Origin of the sequence: Roseateles sp. L2-2 (assembly GCF_050613215.1) — a bacterium.
In the GTDB taxonomy this organism is placed as follows: Bacteria; Pseudomonadota; Gammaproteobacteria; order Burkholderiales; family Burkholderiaceae_C; genus Roseateles; species Roseateles noduli.
Genome location: NZ_CP192509.1, coordinates 1,378,684 through 1,396,972 on the forward strand (window position 1 = coordinate 1,378,684; position 18,289 = coordinate 1,396,972).

At 69.2% G+C, this 18,289-nt stretch carries 15 protein-coding genes; 9 read left to right on the forward strand and 6 right to left on the reverse strand.

Annotation, left to right across the window (positions count from 1 at the left end; all coding sequences use genetic code 11):
• Positions 1-24 precede the first annotated feature (24 nt).
• Positions 25-2,217, reverse strand: coding sequence for a TonB-dependent siderophore receptor (locus ACQZ13_RS06290; RefSeq protein ID WP_431050357.1), 2,193 nt, complete (start codon positions 2,215-2,217; stop codon positions 25-27).
• Positions 2,218-2,487: 270 nt separating this feature from the next.
• Here ACQZ13_RS06290 and ACQZ13_RS06295 point away from each other — a divergent pair, with 270 nt between their 5' ends.
• Both ACQZ13_RS06295 and ACQZ13_RS06300 read left to right on the forward strand, forming a co-directional pair.
• Positions 2,488-3,318 carry an isocitrate lyase/PEP mutase family protein gene (locus ACQZ13_RS06295; protein WP_431050358.1) on the forward strand — a complete coding sequence of 277 codons (831 nt, stop codon included), beginning with the start codon at positions 2,488-2,490 and terminating at the stop codon, positions 3,316-3,318.
• A gap of 85 nt (positions 3,319-3,403) precedes the next feature.
• Positions 3,404-4,423, forward strand: coding sequence for an alpha/beta fold hydrolase (locus ACQZ13_RS06300; protein WP_431050359.1), 1,020 nt, complete (start codon positions 3,404-3,406; stop codon positions 4,421-4,423).
• A 31-nt stretch (positions 4,424-4,454) separates the two neighbouring features.
• Here ACQZ13_RS06300 and ACQZ13_RS06305 read toward each other — a convergent pair whose 3' ends face one another.
• Positions 4,455-5,144: an NUDIX hydrolase gene (locus ACQZ13_RS06305; RefSeq protein WP_431050360.1), complete on the reverse strand. Its 690-nt coding sequence runs from the start codon at positions 5,142-5,144 to the stop codon at positions 4,455-4,457.
• Positions 5,145-5,358: 214 nt separating this feature from the next.
• Here ACQZ13_RS06305 and ACQZ13_RS06310 point away from each other — a divergent pair, with 214 nt between their 5' ends.
• From ACQZ13_RS06310 to ACQZ13_RS06325, 4 genes are all read left to right on the forward strand, one after another.
• A complete protein-coding gene (locus ACQZ13_RS06310) occupies positions 5,359-6,249 on the forward strand; it encodes a cysteine hydrolase (protein WP_431050361.1) in 891 nt (296 codons plus the stop codon).
• Between the two features lie 13 nt (positions 6,250-6,262).
• A complete protein-coding gene (gene pncB / locus ACQZ13_RS06315; RefSeq protein WP_431050362.1) occupies positions 6,263-7,516 on the forward strand; it encodes a nicotinate phosphoribosyltransferase in 1,254 nt (417 codons plus the stop codon).
• 144 nt (positions 7,517-7,660) lie between these two features.
• Positions 7,661-9,373 (forward strand): NAD+ synthase, encoded by a 1,713-nt coding sequence (locus ACQZ13_RS06320; protein WP_431050363.1) that lies wholly within the window; start codon positions 7,661-7,663, stop codon positions 9,371-9,373.
• Between the two features lie 29 nt (positions 9,374-9,402).
• On the forward strand, positions 9,403-10,428 hold the full coding sequence (locus ACQZ13_RS06325) for an NUDIX domain-containing protein (protein ID WP_431050364.1): 1,026 nt from the start codon (positions 9,403-9,405) through the stop codon (positions 10,426-10,428).
• Positions 10,429-10,437: 9 nt separating this feature from the next.
• On the opposite strand, the gene pobA is transcribed toward ACQZ13_RS06325, so the two are convergent.
• The gene (pobA, locus tag ACQZ13_RS06330; RefSeq protein ID WP_431050365.1) at positions 10,438-11,619 is read right to left on the reverse strand and encodes a 4-hydroxybenzoate 3-monooxygenase; all 1,182 of its coding nucleotides are present in this window, start codon (positions 11,617-11,619) and stop codon (positions 10,438-10,440) included.
• A 73-nt stretch (positions 11,620-11,692) separates the two neighbouring features.
• Here pobA and ACQZ13_RS06335 point away from each other — a divergent pair, with 73 nt between their 5' ends.
• Positions 11,693-12,640, forward strand: coding sequence for a helix-turn-helix domain-containing protein (locus ACQZ13_RS06335; RefSeq protein ID WP_431050366.1), 948 nt, complete (start codon positions 11,693-11,695; stop codon positions 12,638-12,640).
• A gap of 48 nt (positions 12,641-12,688) precedes the next feature.
• On the opposite strand, the gene ACQZ13_RS06340 is transcribed toward ACQZ13_RS06335, so the two are convergent.
• Positions 12,689-13,156: a DUF1348 family protein gene (locus tag ACQZ13_RS06340; RefSeq protein ID WP_431050367.1), complete on the reverse strand. Its 468-nt coding sequence runs from the start codon at positions 13,154-13,156 to the stop codon at positions 12,689-12,691.
• A 151-nt stretch (positions 13,157-13,307) separates the two neighbouring features.
• Between ACQZ13_RS06340 and ACQZ13_RS06345 the strand changes: the two genes are divergently transcribed.
• Positions 13,308-13,913: a TetR/AcrR family transcriptional regulator gene (locus ACQZ13_RS06345; protein ID WP_431050368.1), complete on the forward strand. Its 606-nt coding sequence runs from the start codon at positions 13,308-13,310 to the stop codon at positions 13,911-13,913.
• Here the strand turns inward: ACQZ13_RS06345 and ACQZ13_RS06350 are convergent.
• Together ACQZ13_RS06350 and ACQZ13_RS06355 are read right to left on the reverse strand one after the other, a co-directional pair.
• Positions 13,910-14,920, reverse strand: coding sequence for a carbohydrate kinase family protein (locus tag ACQZ13_RS06350; protein WP_431050369.1), 1,011 nt, complete (start codon positions 14,918-14,920; stop codon positions 13,910-13,912). The genes ACQZ13_RS06345 and ACQZ13_RS06350 overlap by 4 nt on opposite strands.
• Complete coding sequence (locus ACQZ13_RS06355; protein ID WP_431050370.1) at positions 14,917-15,663, reverse strand: GntR family transcriptional regulator; 747 nt, start codon at positions 15,661-15,663, stop codon at positions 14,917-14,919. Before ACQZ13_RS06355 ends, ACQZ13_RS06350 begins: the two co-directional genes overlap by 4 nt.
• A 286-nt stretch (positions 15,664-15,949) precedes the next feature.
• Between ACQZ13_RS06355 and ACQZ13_RS06360 the strand changes: the two genes are divergently transcribed.
• The gene (locus ACQZ13_RS06360; RefSeq protein ID WP_431050371.1) at positions 15,950-18,205 is read left to right on the forward strand and encodes a TonB-dependent receptor; all 2,256 of its coding nucleotides are present in this window, start codon (positions 15,950-15,952) and stop codon (positions 18,203-18,205) included.
• Positions 18,206-18,289: the final 84 nt, after the last annotated feature.

Genomic DNA, 18,289 nt, shown 5'->3' on the forward strand with positions numbered 1-18,289 from the left:
GCTCGTCGCTCCCCGGGCCGGCGATCAGAAGTCGACCTTGGCGGTCAGGCGCACCGTGCGCGGCGCGCCGACGCCCAGCAGGTTGTTGCCGGCGGTGCTCCAGTAGTTCTTGTCGGTCAGGTTGTCGACGTTGGCCTGCAGGTTGACCGCCTTGTCCATGACGCGGAACTGGTAGCGCGCGCCGATCGACAGCGTCTCGTACGCATCGACCCAGCCCTGGTTGAGGTTGTTCACCGCGCGCTTGCCGAAGTGGTACACACCGGCGTTGAGCGACAGGCCCGGCACCATCGGGACGCGGTACTCGCCGAACAGGCTCAGCGTGTTCTTCGGCGTGTTCTCCGGCGACTGGCCCAGCTCGCCCGCGTTGGTGGTGCCGACCTTGGTGATCTCGGCGTCCAGCAGCAGCGCCGAGGCCACGATGGCGAAGTCGCGGCCGATCTCGCCGCTGGCGGAGAACTCCAGGCCGCGGTAACGCGCCTCGCCGCCGATCTGGTAGACGCGGTTGATGGTGGTCGTCAGCGCGCGGTCCGTCTGGAACACCGCAGTCTGCAGCAGCACCTCGCCCACGCGCGCCTTCACGCCCAGCTCGCGCTGCTTGCTGACGGCCGGGGACAGCACCTGGCCCGCGTTGTCGGCGGTCAGTGGCGCGGTGCCGGTCTCTTCCAGGCCGCGCAGCACGCTGCCGTAGACGCTCAGGTTCTTCATCGGCTTCCACATCACCGAGAAGTTGGGCGTGACCTTGTCGGCGCGGTACACGCTGACCGGCGCGGTGGGGCTGGTCGCCTCGCTGCGGTAGATGGTCTTGCGCACGCCGGCCAGGAACTGCCACTGCTCGCCGACGGAGACGCGGTCGAAGGCGTACAGGCCGCGGTCGTTGATCTCGGACGGGAAGCCGGCCTGGCGCAGCGTCGGGTTGAGCTGCGCGATGTCGACCGGCGCGTACAGGTTCTGCGGCGCGGTCGCGGTGCCGCTGGTCCAGCCGGCGGATTCGCGCTGGTTGTAGGTCGTGCCCAGGGTCAGTTCATGCCCGACGCCAAAGGTGTCGAAGCGGCCGATGGCCTCGACGCGGTGGTTGGTGTTGGTGTACTTCTGGCCCTTCAGCGTGTTGACGCTGGCCGTGCCGGCGCCGGTCTGCGGGTTGTAGTTGATGAAGGTCGTGTTGTTGCGGTCGCGCTCGGTCTGGGCGCGGCCGGTCTCGACGCTCAGCACCCAGTCCTCGCTCAGCGCGAAGTCGCCGCGCAGCAGCACGTTGTTGGCCTGCGCGTCGTAGCGGGCCCATTCGGGCGCGAGGTTGGTCTTGTTGTCCGGCACGCGCGGCAGCGTGATCACGCCGTTCACCGCGGCGGGCAGCTGGATGCCGGCCTGCTCGCTGGTGTTCTTGCGGTAGTGCTCGACGTCCAGCTTGAAGTTGGCCCAGGAGGTGGCACGCCAGTCGGCGGCCAGGGTCAGCACGTCGCGGTCGCCCTTGTAGCGGGCTATGCCGGTCTCTTCCTTGCTGGCCGCGGCGTTGACGCGGATGCCCACGCTCTGCTCTTCACCGAAGCGCCGGCCGATGTCCATGTGGACCTTGGCGCCGCCGTGGTCGTTGACGGTGGTCGTCAGCGAGGTCACCGGCGTCGGGCCGGCGCGCTTGGTCACGAAGTTCACGATGCCCGAGGGCGGCACCATGCCGTAGTACATCGACGACGCGCCCTTGAGGACCTCGACCTGCTCCTTGTTCTCGAGCGGGATGTCGATCAGGTTGACGACCGGCAGGTTGCCGTTGAGGCGGTAGTTGCTGCGGTTCTCGACAATGATCCCGCGGATGGAGAGGTTGTCGTAGGTGGAGCCGCTGACCTGCGAGCGGGTCACGCCGGCGGTGTTCTTCAGCGCGTCGAACAGTCCCTGCGCGGCCTGCGCGTCCAGCAGGTCGCGCGACATCACGCTGTTGGTCAGCGGCACGTCCAGCGGATCCTGGTCGCGGAAGGCGCCGACCCGCACCGTCTCGGCCGCGAAGGTCTTCTTGCGCACGCCGGTGACGACGACTTCGTCCAGCAGGCGCTTCTGCGTGCCGTCGCCGGTGGCGGTCGATGCCGCGGTCGAGGACTTCGCGTCGGCGGCCCGCGCCTCGGCGGGAGCGGTCTGGGCCTGGACCGCGAGCGGCACCAGCAGCGCCAGGATGGACAGGGAAATCGGAGACAGGCGCGGCGCGGCGGCGCGGGAAACGGTGTTGGACATGCTGTGGACCGGGAGAGACGGGGAGAGACGGGGAGAAGGGGGATCTGAAATTCAGCGTAACGCGATACGTTATCAAATGCGAATGGTTCGCAATATTGTGGATGGGGCCTAGGGGGCGCTGGTCGCGCGATCCGCCCCGTTCGAAGGGAAAGCGTCGCGGGGCCGCCACCCTTTTGGAGGTAGCGGCGGGCGAGGAACAGGTCCGATTGCTGCCAGACGGCGGCAGGAGCGCGGCCTAGGATCCGGCGTCTACCCACCGAGGAGGCCCCCATGAGTACCCCGTCCACGACCGTCACCCCCACCGCCGACCTCACCGTCGAGAGCCTGTCCGCGAAGGCGGTGGCGCTGCGCGCGCTGCATGAACGGCCCGGCCCCTTCGTGATCGCGAACGCGTGGGACATTGCGTCGGCGCGCATGCTGCAGGAGGCGGGCTTCGCCGCGCTGGCGACGTCGAGCGCCGCGGCGGCCGAGGCCGTCGGGCGTCGTGACGGCCAGCTCACGCGTGAGGAGACGCTCGCCCACGTGCGGCTGCTGGCGGGCGCCACGCCGCTGCCGCTGAGCGCCGACCTGGGCAACGGCTTCGGCCATCGTCCCGAGGACTGCGCGCTGACGATCCGCCTTGCGGCGGAGGCGGGCGCGGTCGGCGGCTCCATCGAGGATTCGTCGAGCGAGGGCGGATCACCGATCCTGGACTTCGACCTCGCCGTCGAGCGCGTCGCCGCCGCGGTCGAGGCGACGCGCGCGCTGCCGTTCCCGTTCCTGGTCACGGCGCGCTCGGAGAATTTCCTCCACGGCATCAATGATCTCGACGACACGATCCGCCGCCTCCAGGCCTTCGAACGCGCGGGCGCGGACGTGCTGTTCGCGCCGCTGCTGCCGGACCTCGACGCGGTGCGCCGGGTCTGCGCGTCGGTGACGAAGCCGGTGAACTTCATGGCCGGCATCCCGGGGCGCTCGTTCACGGTGCGCGAACTCGGCGAGGCCGGCGTGAAGCGCGTCAGCCTGGCGATGTCGCTGTTCCGGCATGCGATGAAGGCCGCGCGCCTGGCCGCCGAGGAGATCCGGGACCACGGCAGCTTCGGCTATCTCGATCAGCGCTGAAGTCCCCGGGACACGCACGGGGCACGAGAGGGAACGACACTTGCTCGCTGCGGCGCGCCGTTCCTCTTTTCTCCTGGAGTTCCCCGTGAAGAAGACCTTGCTCGCCACCGCGCTCGCGGTGCTCGCCCTGTCCGTCCATGCGCAGAGCGCCCCCGCCTCCGCACCCGCACCCGCCTATGGCGCGCGCCTCGAAGGCTTCGACTACCCGCATCCGCAGCAGCGCTTCAAGCTGACCTCGCAGCGGCAGGCGCTGGAGATGGCCTACATGGACGTCGCGCCGACGGGCCAGCCCAACGGGCGGACGGCGGTGCTGCTGCATGGCAAGAACTTCTGCGGCGCGACCTGGGAGCAGACGATCAGCGTGCTCACTGGCGCGGGCTATCGCGTCATCGCACCGGACCAGATCGGCTTCTGCGCATCGAGCAAACCGACGGGCTACCAGTTCAGCTTCAACCAGCTCGCGGCCAACACGCAGGCGCTGCTGCAGTCGCTGGGCATCGCCAAGGCGACGGTGATCGGCCACTCGATGGGCGGCATGCTCGCGATGCGCTTCGCGCTCGCGTACCCGACGCAGGTCGAGCAGCTGGTCGTCGTGAATCCGCTGGGCCTGGAAGACTGGCAGGCGGCCGGCGTCCCGTACGCGACGATCGACCAGCTCTACGCGCAGGAGTTGAAGACCACGGCGGAGACCATCAAGGCCTACCAGCTGCGCTTCTATTACAACGGCCAGTGGAAGCCGGAGTACGACCGCTGGGTGCGCATGTCCGCCGGCCAGTACGCGGGACCGGGGCGCGAGCAGGTGGCGTGGAACCAGGCGCAGACCTCGGAGATGATCTTCACGCAGCCGGTGGTGCAGGAGCTGCCGCGACTGCAGGTGCGCACGCTGCTCATGATCGGCGGCAAGGACCGCACCGCGCCCGGCGCGATCCGCGCACCGAAGGAGATCGCGGAGAAGCTCGGCGACTACGCGATGCTGGGGCGCTCGACGGCGAAGATGATTCCCGGCGCGTCGCTGATCGAGTTCCCCGCGCTGGGGCACTCGCCGCAGGTGGAGTCGCCGAAGGAATTCCACGAGGCGCTGCTCAAGGGATTGAGCGCGCGGTGAGCGCGGCGGGCGCGATGAACGCCCTTGACGTTCAGCCCACCGCCAGATTGCTCGTCACCGTCTTCAACGCCGGCGCATGCGCCTTCTTGCGGAACAGCTGCGCGGGCCGATGGCTGCCGCCGCTGGTGAACGAGCCGGGAATCTCCTCGATCACGTCCAGCTCCTCGATGCGACGGCGGAAGCCGCGCTTGTCGAGCTCGGCGCCCAGCACCTGCTCATAGGTGCGCTGCAGCTCGCCGAGCGTGAACTCGGCCGGCATCAGGTGCACCGGCAGCGACGAATACAAGGTCTTCGACCGCACGCGCTCGACCGCCGTGCGCAGGATCTGCGCGTGGTCGAAGGGCAGGGAGCGCAGGCTGTCGACGGCCGCCCAACGGAAGCGCTCGCCGCCCGACGCGTCCGCCCCGGCGGCTTCCACGTCCGTGGGCACCACCGCGTAGTAGCTGACCGACAGCGACCACCCGCGCGAGTCGCGATGCATCCCCGAGAAGGTCTTCAACTGCTCCAGATAAGGCGACACCAGTCCGGCCTTCTCCCGAAGGATGCGGGTGGCCGCGTCGTCGGCGTCCTGGTCGGTGTCCGTGTGCACCCAGCCGCCGGGCAGCGTCCACGCGCCGAGCGCCGGCGCTTTGTCCCGCTGCGCAAGACCTGCGTGCAGCACGCCGTCGCGCAGCGTCAGCAGGACGATGTCGACGGTGACGATGGGGCGTTGGAAGTCCACGAGCCTGTTCTTCTTAGTGCGCAAAGGCACGAATTATGGGTGGCAACGATTCCGGACGTCAAACCGGCGCGCTGAACGCATCTTGGAATCAATGGCACACGGCGCTACACCTCGTTGCACCTTCGGTACATGCTTGCCAAACGACTTAGTGCAAACAAGCACGAAGTGGGATATGCTGGCGCCACGACATGACAAAGACGGAATCGGAGTTCTCATGACCACCCCACGCACCCAGCCCCTCCAACTGCTGATCGTCGACCCGCAGAACGACTTCTGCGACATCGACGGCGCGACGCTGCCGGTGACCGGCGCGGACGCGGACATGAAGCGCCTGGCCGCGCTGGTGGACCAGGCCGGCGGCGCGATCGCGGACATCGTCGTGACCCTGGATTCGCACCCGGTCTACGCCATCGAGCGGCCGGCGTTCTGGCAACAGCCGGGCGCTGTCAGTGTTGACGGCGCCGACGCGGCGGGCGGCGCGCCGCAACCGGTCGCGCCCGTCGCGCCCGTCGCGCCCTTCACGCAGATCAAGGCCGAGGACGTCCGCGCCGGCCGCTTCGCGCCGCGCGACGCCGCGTTGCGCGAGCAGGTCCTGGCCTATCTCGACGCGCTGGAGGCCAGCCCCAAGAAGTACATCCTGATGGTGTGGCCGACGCACTGCGTGGTCGGAACCTGGGGTCACAACGTGCACGGCGATCTCGCCGCCGCGCTGGGCCGATGGGAAGCCACGCGGCTGCGCACGGTGGAGAAGGTCCTCAAGGGCCAGAACCCGATGACCGAGCAGTACAGCGCCGTGCGCGCCGAGGTCCCCATCGCCGCCGATCCGCGCACGCAGACCAACCGGGCGCTGGTCGACCGCATCGTCGACTTCCCGGGACTGACCTTCATCGCCGGGGAAGCCAGCAGCCATTGCGTGGCGGCGACGGCGGAGGACCTCTTCGCCGAGATGAGCGCCGAGCGGCTCGCGCGCGTCGTGCTGATCGAGGATGCGATGAGCCCGGTCGGTGGATTCGAGTCCGGCGCGACGGCCTTCGTCGAGCGGGCACGGGCGCTCGGCGTGCGGACGATGACTGCGGCGCAGGCGCTCGGTCTGCTGTCGGCCTGAGCGGAGCGATGTCATGAACGACACCTCCGACACGACCTTCGCCCCCGTCATCCGCTCGCTGCTGGAGACCGACCTCTACAAGTTCACGATGTGGCAGACGCTGCTGCACGCGTTCCCCGCCAACGACGCCGAGTACCGCTTCGTCTGCCGCAACACGCCGGCCTTTCCGCTGAGCGAGCTCAGTGACGCGGTCAACCGCGAGCTGGACCATCTCTGCACGCTGAGCTTCAGCGATGAGGAGCTGGCCTACCTCGGCGGCCTGCGCTTCATGAAGTCGGACTTCATCGACTTCCTGCGGATCTTCCGCTTCCAGCGCCGGTTCATCGAGGCACGGCCGGGTGAGGGCGCCGAGGCGGGGCAACTCGTCATCGTCGCGAAGGGCCCCCAGGTCCACGTGATGGCGTTCGAGATCTTCGTGCTCGCCATCGTGAACGAGCTGTACTTCCGGCGCCTGTGCGCGGGCCGCGAGGCCGAGGTGCTGGCCGAAGGCCGCGCGCGGCTCGCGGCGAAGACGCGGCGGCTGTGCGACTACGCGGCGGCCGTGCCGGCGGCGCTCGGTGAGGACGCCTATCCCTTCGAGTTCTTCGACTTCGGCCTGCGTCGCCGCTTCTCCGGCGACTGGCACGACGAAGTCGTCGCCACGCTGAAGCGCGAGATCCCCTCTGTCTTCAAGGGCACGTCCAACGTCGAGTTGGCGCGTCGCCATGGGCTGATCCCCATCGGCACGATGGCGCACGAGTACCTGCAGACCTACCAGGCGGTCGGCGTGCAGCTGAGGCTGTCGCAGAAGGCCGCGCTGGAAGGCTGGGTGCAGGAGTACCGCGGGGACTTGGGCATCGCGCTCACCGACGTGATCGGCATGGATGCGTTCCTCGCCGACTTCGACCTGTACTTCGCGAAGCTGTTCGACGGCCTGCGGCACGACAGCGGCGATCCGGTCGTGTGGGGCGAGAAGGCGCTCGCGCACTACGCAAGGCTGCGCATCGATCCGTTCACCAAGCGCCTGGTGTTCAGCGACGGATTGAACTGCGACGAAGCCTTCCGGCTGCACGCGCACTTCGCGCAGCGCGTGCCGGTGGGCTTCGGCATCGGGACCTACCTCAGCAACGACCTCGGACCGAAGCCGCTCAACATCGTCATGAAGCTGGTCCGGTGCAACGGCCAGTCGGTCGCCAAGCTCTCGGACGCGCCGGGCAAGACGCTCTGCGATGACCAGACCTTCCTGGACTATCTGCGGCAGGTGTTCAGGGTGAAGCAGGTCGGGTGACCGCAGCCCTCACCCCCGCCCTCTCCCGCAAGCGGGAGAGGGAGCCCGACTGGCACCCTTCTTACTCCCTCTCCCGCTTGCGGGAGAGGGCAGGGGTGAGGGCCAGCGGCGGTTGAAGTAATGAAGCCCCCAAGGAGCGAAGTCATGCTCAAGATCACCCTGGCCCAGATCAACCCGACGATCGGGGACCTCGACGGCAACCTCGCGCTGCATCTGGACGCCGCGCGGCAGGCGCGCCACGACGGCGCCGACCTGGTCGTCTTCCCGGAACTCTCGCTGACCGGCTACTACCCGGCGGACCTGCTCGACGACGAGGACTTCCGTCAGCGCCTGGACCGCGCGATGACCGCGCTGCTGGCCGCGACGCGCGAGGTCGACTCGGTCTACTGGGTCGTCGGCGCGCCCACGCGCAATCCCGGCGCCGGCAAGGCCTTCCGCAATTCACTGCTCGTGATCCGCGACGGCGAGGTGCTCCTCGACTATCACAAGCAGCTGCTGCCGACCTACAACGTCTTCGACGAACGACGCCACTTCGAGCCTGGTCCGGACGTCGTCCGCGTGCTGCGCATCGGCGGCACGCAGGTCGGCTTCATGATCTGCGAAGACGGCTGGAATGACGACGGCAAGGACTACGCGGTCAATCCCTTCCAGCGGCTGGCCGACGCGGCGCCGGACCTGATCGTCTCGATCAACGCGAGTCCGAGCAACATCGGCAAGCGCGAGCAGCGCCATGCGGTGTTCCGCGCCGCCTGCTGGCGCCGCCGCCTGCCGCTGGTGTTCGTGAACCAGGTCGGCGGCCATGACCAGTTGGTCTACGACGGCGCGTCCTTCGCGATCGAGCCGGAGCCCGGCGTGGTGTTCGAGGCCGACCGCTTCGAATCGCACGTCGTCACGCTGCGCTTCGAGACGGACCGCGGCCTCTTCTCGTCCCGTGACGGCGGCGCGCTCCCGCCGCCCCCGGCGAGCGCTGGACTCGACACCATGGCGTTCTACCGCCGGCAGATCGTGCTCGGCCTGCGCGACTACGCCCGACGCTGCGGCTTCGACCGCGTCGTCGTCGGATCCTCGGGTGGGATCGACTCCGCGCTGACGCTGGCGCTCGCCGTGGAGGCCCTCGGCGCGGACAAGGTCTCGGCCATCACGATGCCGTCGCGGTTCTCCTCATCGGGCAGCGTCGACGATTCCAAGGCGCTGTGCGACGCGCTCGGCATCCCGTTGGACGTCTGCCCGATCGAGGACATCGTCCGCCAGGTCGGCGACACCATGGCGGCGAGCACGCTGGCGCTGCGGCCGTCCGGCCTCGCGCTGGAGAACCTGCAGGCGCGCGTGCGCGGCACGCTGCTGATGACCGTCTCGAACGCGCAGGGCCACCTGCTCCTGACGACCGGCAACAAGAGCGAGATCGCCGTCGGCTACTGCACGCTCTACGGCGACACCAACGGCGGGCTGGGATTGATCGGTGACCTCTACAAGACGGAGGTCTTCGCACTGAGCCGCCATCTCAACGAGACGGCCGGGCGGGAGATCATCCCGGCGGCGATCCTCGACAAGCCGCCGAGCGCCGAGCTCGCGCCCGATCAGCGCGACACCGACAGCCTCCCGCCGTATGAGGTGCTGGACGAGGTGCTGAAAGTCCTGATCGAAGGCGAACGCCTGGCCGACGACGAGCGCACCGCCGCCGAAGCCGCCGTCGCCGCGCTGCGCGAGAGCGACGAAGGTCAGGCGTTGATCGCCAGGATCAAGGGCATGATCGCCCGCAACGAATACAAGCGCCGCCAGGCGCCGCCCATCGTGCGGCTGCGGGCGCGCGCCTTCGGCAGCGGCCGGCAGTTGCCGATCGCGGCGAAGCACTATTGAACACTGCACTGAGCATCGGAAGGACATTCATGACTCGCAAGACCGTCGCCGTCGTGGTCGGCCGCTGGCAGCTGGTGCACCTCGGGCAGGAGGCGCTGTTCCAGGCGGCCTTCGGACTCGCCGACGAGGTGATCGCGGTGCTGGGTTCCTCGTACAAGGCGCGCGATCCGCGCAACCCGTTCGTCCATGAGGAGCGCCGGCAGATGCTGCTGGCCAACCTGACGCCGGAGCAGCAGCAGCGTCTGCACGTGCTGCCAGTGCGCGACTACTTCGACGACAAGCGCTGGAACGCCGCCGTGACGATGGGTGTGCGCGCCATTGCCGGCGAGGAGGCGGACATCGTGCTGGTCGGTCATCAGAAGGACCACACGAGCTACTACCTCAACAACTTCCCGCGCTGGCGGCAGCAACTGGTGGAACGGCTCGCCGACGTCGACGCGACGGCGATGCGCCAGGTCTTCTTCGAAGCCGACGATCCGGATGCGGCGCTGACGGTGATGACCCCTTACGTCAGCGCGCCGGTCCGGGCCTGGCTGCAGGCCTGGAGCCGCCTGCCCGAGTACCGCCGGCGCAAGGCCGAGCACGCCGCCATCGCGAGCTATCGCAAGAAGTACACGGCGGTCGCCTACATGACGGGCGACGCGGTGGTGACGGTGGGCGACCATGTGCTGCTGGTGCGGCGCAAGGGGCCGTTCGGCGAGGACCTCTGGGCGGTGCCCGGCGGCCACCTGGACCGCGGCGAGAAGCTGGTCGCCTGCGCGGTCCGCGAGCTGATCGAGGAGACGCAGTTCCCGCTGCTGCCGGCCTCGATCCTGGCGGCGCTGCACGGCGTCGAGACCTTCGAGGATCCGCTGCGCAGCGCGCGCGGACGGCTGATCACGATGGCGCACCACTTCAAGTTCGGCGAGATGGGCACGCTGCCCGAAGTCGTCGGCAGCGACGACGTCAAGGAGGCGCGCTGGTTCCACCGCGACGAGCTGCCAGCGATGGAGTCGCAGATGTTCGAGGACCACTTCGTGATCCTGGACCATTTCCTCAACATCATCGAAGGCTAGTCGCCTCGGCTACAGCGGCAAGCCGACGTAGTTCTCCGCGAGGGCGCGCTGCGCGGCTTCGGACCCGAGCACGTAATCCAGCTCGGCCGCCTGCAGCTTCGCCTGGAATGCAGGCTCCTGATCGAAGTTGTGCATCAGGCTGGTCAACCACCACGAGAAGCGCTCCGCCTTCCACACGCGGGCGAGGCAACGGGCGGAGTAGTGGTCCAGACCGGCGTCGCTGCGTTCGCGGTAGTGCTCGATCAGCGCCTGCGACAGGTAGCGCACGTCCGACGCCGCGAGGTTGAGTCCCTTTGCCCCGGTCGGCGGCACGATGTGCGCCGCGTCGCCCGCGAGAAACAGCCGCCCGAAGCGCATCGGTTCCGCCACGAAGCTGCGCAGCGGCGCGATGCTCTTCTCGAGCGACGGGCCGGTGACCAGCGACTCCGCGGCTTCAGGATCGAGCCGTCCGCGCAGCTCGTCCCAGAAGCGCGCGTCGCTCCAGTCCTCGACGCGCTCGGTCAGCGGCACCTGCAGGTAGTAGCGGCTGCGCGTCGCCGACCGCATGCTGCACAGGCTGAAGCCGCGCGCATGGCGGCTGTAGATCAGTTCCTCCGACACCGGCGGCGTATCGCTCAGCAGACCGAGCCAGCCGAAGGGGTAGACCTTCTCGAACAGCTGGATCGCGCTTGCGGGAACGCTCGCGCGGCAGACACCATGGAAGCCGTCGCAGCCGGCGATGAAGTCGGCGGTGATCTCGACCGGCTCGCCATGGACCGTGCACTGCGCGCGCGGCGTTGCGCTGTCGAATCCTTCGATCCGGACCTCGGACGCTTCGTACAGCGTGGTCAGTCCCGCAGCAGCGCGAGCGCCCATCAGGTCGCGCGTGACCTCGGTCTGCCCGTAGACCAGCACCGTCCGTCCGCCGGTGAGCTTGCGCAGGTCGACGCGATGGCGCACGCCGTCGACCGCCAGCTCGAAGCCGTCGTGCACCAGCCCCTCCGCATGCATGCGCGCGCCGACGCCGGCCTCGTCCATCAGATCGGCCGTGCCCTGTTCGAGCACGCCGGCGCGGATGCGCGACAGCACGTGTTCGCCGCTCTGTCGTTCGACGATGACGGTGTCTATGCCGGCGCGGTGCAGCAGCTGGCCGAGCAGCAGGCCCGACGGTCCGGCGCCGACGATGAGCACCTGGGTGCGTAAGGTCTTCATGGCATGGAGCCTACGGACCGACCGCCCGACGGTGAATGGACGACTCCGACATGGACTTGCACAATCCGAACCCATGGCAACCGACCCCGTGCTTCGTCGCTCCTCCCGCCGCCGCGGTTCAACGCCGGTGTATTCGCTCTACGGCGAGGATGGTCGTTCCCCGGCGCTGGATGGCCTGCATTTGGAGTCCATCGCCGACCGCAGCCGCTTGCACAATTGGGAAATCCAGCCGCACCGCCACGGCGCGCTGGTGCAGCTGCTGCTGATCGAACGCGGCCGCGTCACCGTTCGCATGGACGAGGAGCAGCGCGTGCTGCGCGCTCCGGCGCTGGTCTGGGTGCCGGCGCTGGCGGTGCACGGCTTCCGCTTCGCGCCGGAGACGGAAGGGTTGGTCGTCACGCTGGACCAGAGCCGGCTGCGGGATCTGCTCGACCACCTGCCCGAACTGCTGGACAGCCTGGCCGAGCCGCGGCTCGTCGCGCTCGATCGCGGTGCGACGGTGACGCGCGCGTTGTTCGCGGTCGGCCACGGGCTGCGGGAGGACTATGCGGGCGCCGGTCCGTGGCGCGCGCCGGCGCTGGACCACGCGGTGGCGCTGCTGGCGACGCAGGCGGCGCGCCTCGGCGCCTCGGACGGGGCATCGCACGGGAACGCCCCAGCGCATGCGCACGCGTCCGTCGACGGTCGTGCCCTGCAACACCTGGCCCGCTACCGCGAGCAGGTGGAGCGCCACTACCGCCGCCAGCCGCCGGTGGCCGAACTGGCCGAGCCGCTCGGCATCACGCCGACGCAGCTGAACCGGCTGTGCCGCCGACACCTGCAATGCTCAGCGCTCGCCGTCCTGCACCAGCGCGTGCTGCTCGAAGCGAAGCGCGAACTCGGCTACACCAACCTGATGGTGCGGCAGATCGCCGACGGTCTCGGCTTCGCGGACCCGGCGTACTTCACGCGCTTCTTCCTGCGGCACACGGGGCGGTCGCCGAGCGCGTGGCGGGAGCAGGGGCCGGCGCAGGGCCATTGATCCCCCCTGCAGCCCGCGCGCCAAGTTTCCGTTGTCATCGGATGGCGCTCAAAGTCCCAGTTCGGTCAGGCCCGGATGGTCGTCCGGACGACGTCCCAACGGCCAATGGAACTTGCGGTCCGCGGCCTTGATCGGCTGATCGTTGATGCTGGCGTGACGATGCGTCATCAGACCCTGGGCGTCGAACTCCCAGTTCTCGTTGCCGTGGCTGCGGAACCAGTTGCCGGCGTCGTCATGCCACTCGTAGACGAAGCGCACGGCGATGCGGTTGCCTTCGAAGGCCCACAGCTCCTTGATCAGGCGGTAGTCCAGCTCGCGCGTCCACTTGCGTTCCAGCAGCGCCTGCGCCTGGTCGCGGCCTTGCGGGAACTCGGCCCGGTTGCGCCACTTGGTGTCCGGGCTGTAGGCCAGCACGATGCGCGCCGGGTCGCGGCTGTTCCAGCCGTCTTCGGCCAGGCGGATCTTCTGGATCGCGGTCTCGCGGGTGAACGGGGGCAGGGGCGGGCGGGTGTCCATGGTGCAGGTCCTTTCGTCGAAGGCGGGAGGTCGGTAGAGATCAGGCAGCCGATCGATCGATGAATGGAACGGTCGATCGGCTGATGTAGACAGGTCTGTCTACGTGGGGCGGATTCTGGCGGATGTAGACAGGTCTGTCTACAATGATCGGATGGACGACACCAACGGCAGCGTGGACATCGGCGAGCTGCCCGCCCGCGAGCGCATCCTGCGCACCGCCCATGACCTGTTCTATGCCGAGGGCATCCGCGCCACCGGCATCGACCGCGTGATCGCCGCGTCGGGCGTCACCAAGGTCACGTTCTACCGGCACTTCCCGAGCAAGAACGACCTGATCCTGGCCTACCTGGACCTGCGGCACGGGCGGTGGATGGACTGGTTCAACGGGGCGCTGGAACGCCACGGCGGCGCGGCCAGGGGCACCGATTCCGGCGCCGGTGCGCTGGTGCCGACGATGGCCGAGTGGTTCGGCGGTCAGGCCCTCGGGGAGTTCCGCGGCTGCGCGTTCCTGAACGGCGTCGGCGAGATGGGGCCCAGCCTGCCCGAGGTGGTGGCGGTGACGCGCCGCCACAAGCAGGACATGACCGACGCGATCGCCGGATTGCTGCCCGCATCGCGTCAACGCAAGAAGATCGCCGCGGCGCTGTCCGTCGCGGTCGACGGGGCGATCGTGCAGGCGCAGTACGCGGAGGACGCCGCGTCCGTGTTGAAAGGCTTGCAGCTGATCGTCGACGCGACGACTGCTGCGGCGAACTAGGTCGCGGGCGCGGGCCCCGCGTCGTCGGAGGCGGCCAGTCGCTGTGTCGCTTCGCGATCCGGCATGGCCGTGCGCGCGCCGACGGCGCCGACAGCCAGGCTCGCCGCCGCGCAGGCGAAGCGCAAGGCCTCACGCAGCGGCTGGCCTTCGAGCCAGGCGAGGATCAACGCGCCGTTGAAGGTGTCGCCGGCGCCGGTGGTGTCGACGGCGTCGCGCGGGAAGCCGGACTCGTCGGCCATCTTGACGATCGTGTCTTCCGAGGCGATCTCAGCGATCTCAGCGGTCGCGTCGATCGCGCCGGCGCCTCGCGCGCCGCGGGTCGCCGCCATCAGCAGAGGCGGGGAGGGAAGCGCCGCTCGCAGATCCTGCAGCGCGCGGAGCGCGTCGTCCGGGGTGTCGTGCGCTGCGGTGCCCTTGCCGGTTCCGTGCAGGGCGCGTGCGTTCAGCAGCACGATGTCCGCCAGCGCGGCGCGCGCCAGGACCGCGCCGCGATCCGCGGCCACCACCGGATCGATGTCGATCGCCACCAGCGTTCCTGTCTCGGCCGCGAGCTGCCGGAGGCGGCGAAGTTCGGTCAAGTCGGAGGGCGTCGCAAGCACGACGCGGCTCATCGACAGCGCCGCGCGCAGCGTCGTTTCACTCATCGCCTCGGCGATCAGCGGAATGACGACCAGTGCGGCGTCCCCGCCGGTCGGGCGCATCGCGATGGCCAAGCCGGTGGATCGTCCCGGCAGCGTGGCGAGATGGCGCGCGTCGACGCCGTCCGTCTCGAAGGCGGCACGCAGTTGCCGGCCGGCGTCGTCGTCGCCGACCTGACCCATGACCGCCGCCCGTCCGCCGAGCCGCGCCAACGCGCAGGCCGCGTTGGCCGTCGTGCCGCCCGCGAAGCGACCGCGCAGCCGGCCCAGCACCTTCTCGCCGGCACGCGGCGGCGACGCCACGTCGACCACCAGATCCGCGCAGGGATTGCCCAGCGCCAGCAGATCCCAGCGCCGGTCCGTGCTCACGACAGCCCGCTCGTGCGCGTGATCCGCGCGTTGTAGCGATAGCTGGAGACGTACTTCATCTCGCAGTACTCGATCGGCTCACGGCGCTCCGACAGCGTGATGCGCTCGCACATCAGCAGGGCCGCGCCTTCCGGCACCTGCAGCAGTCGCGCGTCTTCGGCGCCGGCCAGTCCGCCGAACAGGTTCTCCACCGCCTCGACCGGCTCGAAGCCGGCCCGCTCCGTCAGCAGCCGGTACAGCGAGGTCGTCTGTTCGACCTCGCCCTTCGTCAGCTTGACGCCGCGCGGCAGCGGGAACCACGCGTCGTGCAGGCCGATCGGCGCGCCGTCGGTCAGGCGCACCCGGCGCACGCGGGTCAGCGGCTGGCCGGGCTCGACCCGCAGCAAGGCCGCGATGCCCATAGGCGCGGCGACCTGCTCGACCGTCAGCACCAGGTTCGACGGCACGCCGCCGCGGTGCACCGTGTCCTGGGAGAAACCGTCGATGAAGCGCGACATCCGGCGCACCAGCGCCGGCGCGACGAAGGTGCCGCGGCCGTGGTCGCTGTAGACGACGCCGCGTTCCTCCAGGAAGCGCACGGCCTTGCGGACCGTGTCCCGGCTCACCTCGTGCTGTTCGGCGAGATCGCGTTCCGAGGGCAGGGCCTGGTGATCGCCCAGCGTGCCGTCGTCGATCGCGTGGCGGATGGCATCGGCCAACTGCCGATAACGCGGCGCGGCCGCGTCGGAAGGTCGTTCGCTCAAGGGAAGTCTCCGCGCCCGGGCACCACGCGCCGGGGGCTCATGTCATGGTCGGCTCATCCTAGCATGGTACGTACCAATGCCTATCGGACACGCCGACGCCGTCCACACGTCGTCAGCCCGCGCGCGGATCACAGAGTTCAGTGTCCATTCTGTGAAATCCACAAAGGTGGACTGCAGTCACGGGGTTCATCATCAACTGGTACGTACCACGATACATTGCGGCCGGTCGATCTCACCCGCTCCTCATTCCTGTCCTCAATCGCGTCCACCGCGCCCCGGAGTCTGCATGCGCCGCCCCGTCCTCTCCCTCACCGTGCTGGCCGCCTCGATGGCCGGATCTGTCCCGAACGCCCTGGCCCAGGAAGCGGTCCCGCCTGCCGCCGCCGCATCGGCGCCGGCTGAAACCACCCGCTCGATGGGACAGGTCGTCGTTTTCGGCGAGGCGGTCGGCGTGCGCCAGACCCGCGCCAACGTGAAGATAGTCGCCGTCGATCTGGACCAGTACCCGCCCGGCGTCAGCGCCGACAAGGTGCTGGAGCGCGTGTCCGGGATCCAGGTCGGGTCGTCGAACGCCTTCGGCGGCGACGGCTTCGAGAGCACCATCAACATGCGCGGCTTCGGCAAGGACAGCATCGGCTTCTCGATCGACGGCATCCCCAACGGCCGCACGACCCTGGGCGGCGGGTCAGTGCCGACGCGCTACTTCGATTCGAGCAACCTCGCCGCGGTCGATGTGTCGCAGTCGGCCGGCGTGATCGGCGCGCCGTCGCACCAGGCGCTCGCGGGCCACATCAACTACCTGACGCAGGATCCCGAGCGCCGCTTCGGCCTGCGCGCCGAAGCGGCCGCCGGGAGCGCCGAGTACGGCCGCCTCTACGCCCGCATCGATTCAGGCGAACTCGCGCCGGGCGTCACCAGCTACCTGAGCGTGTCCAAGCAGCAGTGGCAGGTGTCCTACGTGGACGATCCGGCCGGCCACAACGAACGCGATCACGTGGACTTCAAGGTGCTCGCCAAGCTCGGCGAGGACACGGTGCTGCGCCTGCGCGGCAGCTACAACGACCGCGACGAGACCAGCGGTACCAACATCGTCACGCTCAAGCAGTTCAACACCGATCCCAAGCGCGACGGCTACACCGACTCGTGGACCGGCGTGCCGGCCACCGACCGCAACTACCGCGGCCTGAAGGGCAATCCGCGCACGGACCGCATCGGCTACGCGGACCTCAGCACCAGCCTGCCGGCGGGGCTGAAGCTCTCGGCCAAGGCCTATGTGCACACGCAGGACGGCGTGGGCAAGGAAACCGGCCTGGGCAACGGCGGATTCCCGGGCCTCGACGGCAAGGCGACCAGCCTCTACTTCCGCGCCAACGCCTACGACATGACGCGGCGCGGCGCGCTCGCTGAACTCTCGGGCCGCGTCAACGACTGGCTCGACTGGCGCGCCGGCGCCTGGTACGAGCGCTACACACGCTCGCAGCTGCGCAGCTGGTATCCCATCCTCGACGAGTCGTCCGGACCGGCGACCGCCGCGACCGCCGACGCCGTCAGCGAGGACAAGCACTGGACCAACCGCAGCGCGATGGGCTACCTGGCCAACCGCACGACGCTGATGGACGGGCGCTTGAAGGTCGACTACGGCGTGACCTACCTGGACAACCGCGTCGACTACCGCGCGCCCATCCAGGACTCGAAGACGGCCAAGCTGAACTTCGTCAACCGGGCGCGCGCCGATTCCGGCGTGCTGCCGAAGGCGGGCGGCGTGTTCGCGCTGACCGACGCGACCGAGGTCTTCGCCGGTTATGCGAAGAACGCCGCCACCGTCACCGACGCCACGCTGGAGGGCGGCGCGGCCGCGACGCTGGGCGCGGCGCAATCGGTGCGCGATATGGACACGGCCAAGGCCTTCGACCTCGGCCTGCGCCACAAGGGCGAGGACTACGCGCTCGGCGCGCAGCTGTTCGCCATCACGTCGAAGGAGACGGTGGCGGCGGACATCGCCGGCTCGCTGCAGTCGGAGAACGTCGGTCAGGGCCGTCGCGTGCGCGGGCTCGAACTGACCGCCAGCGGCCGGATCAACCGATCGATCCGGCTGTACGGCGCGTTCACGTACCAGAAGACCGAGTACCGGCTCGACGACGTCGACGCGCAGGGCTATCCGGTCAAGGGCTTCATCCGCGACGGCGCGGAACTGGTGGGCATCGCGCCGCGCAACCTGTTCCTCGAAGCGACCTGGCGGCCGACCGACGCGCTGAAGCTGGCGGCCAACGCGCGCTACCTCGGCAGCCGCGCCGGCTACTACGCGAACCCCCGTGTCGCGGGCAGTGGCGTCGACGAGCGCCTGCCGGGCTACGCGCTGTTCGGCGTCAACGGGTCGTACCAGTTCGATCACATCACCGTCGGCCTCAATCTCGAGAACCTGACCGACAAGCGCTACATCTCCGGCATCGCGCCCGAGCTGATGACGACGGCGTCCACCGCCGGACGCTACTTCATCGGCGCACCCCGCACGGTGGTGCTCTGGCTGCGGGCGGAACTGTGACCGCGTGGAGGCGCGCCGCTGTCGCGGCTTCTTTCGCTGCGTTCGCCGTGGCGCTCTCCGGGTGCGCCGGCTCGGAGTTCGCGC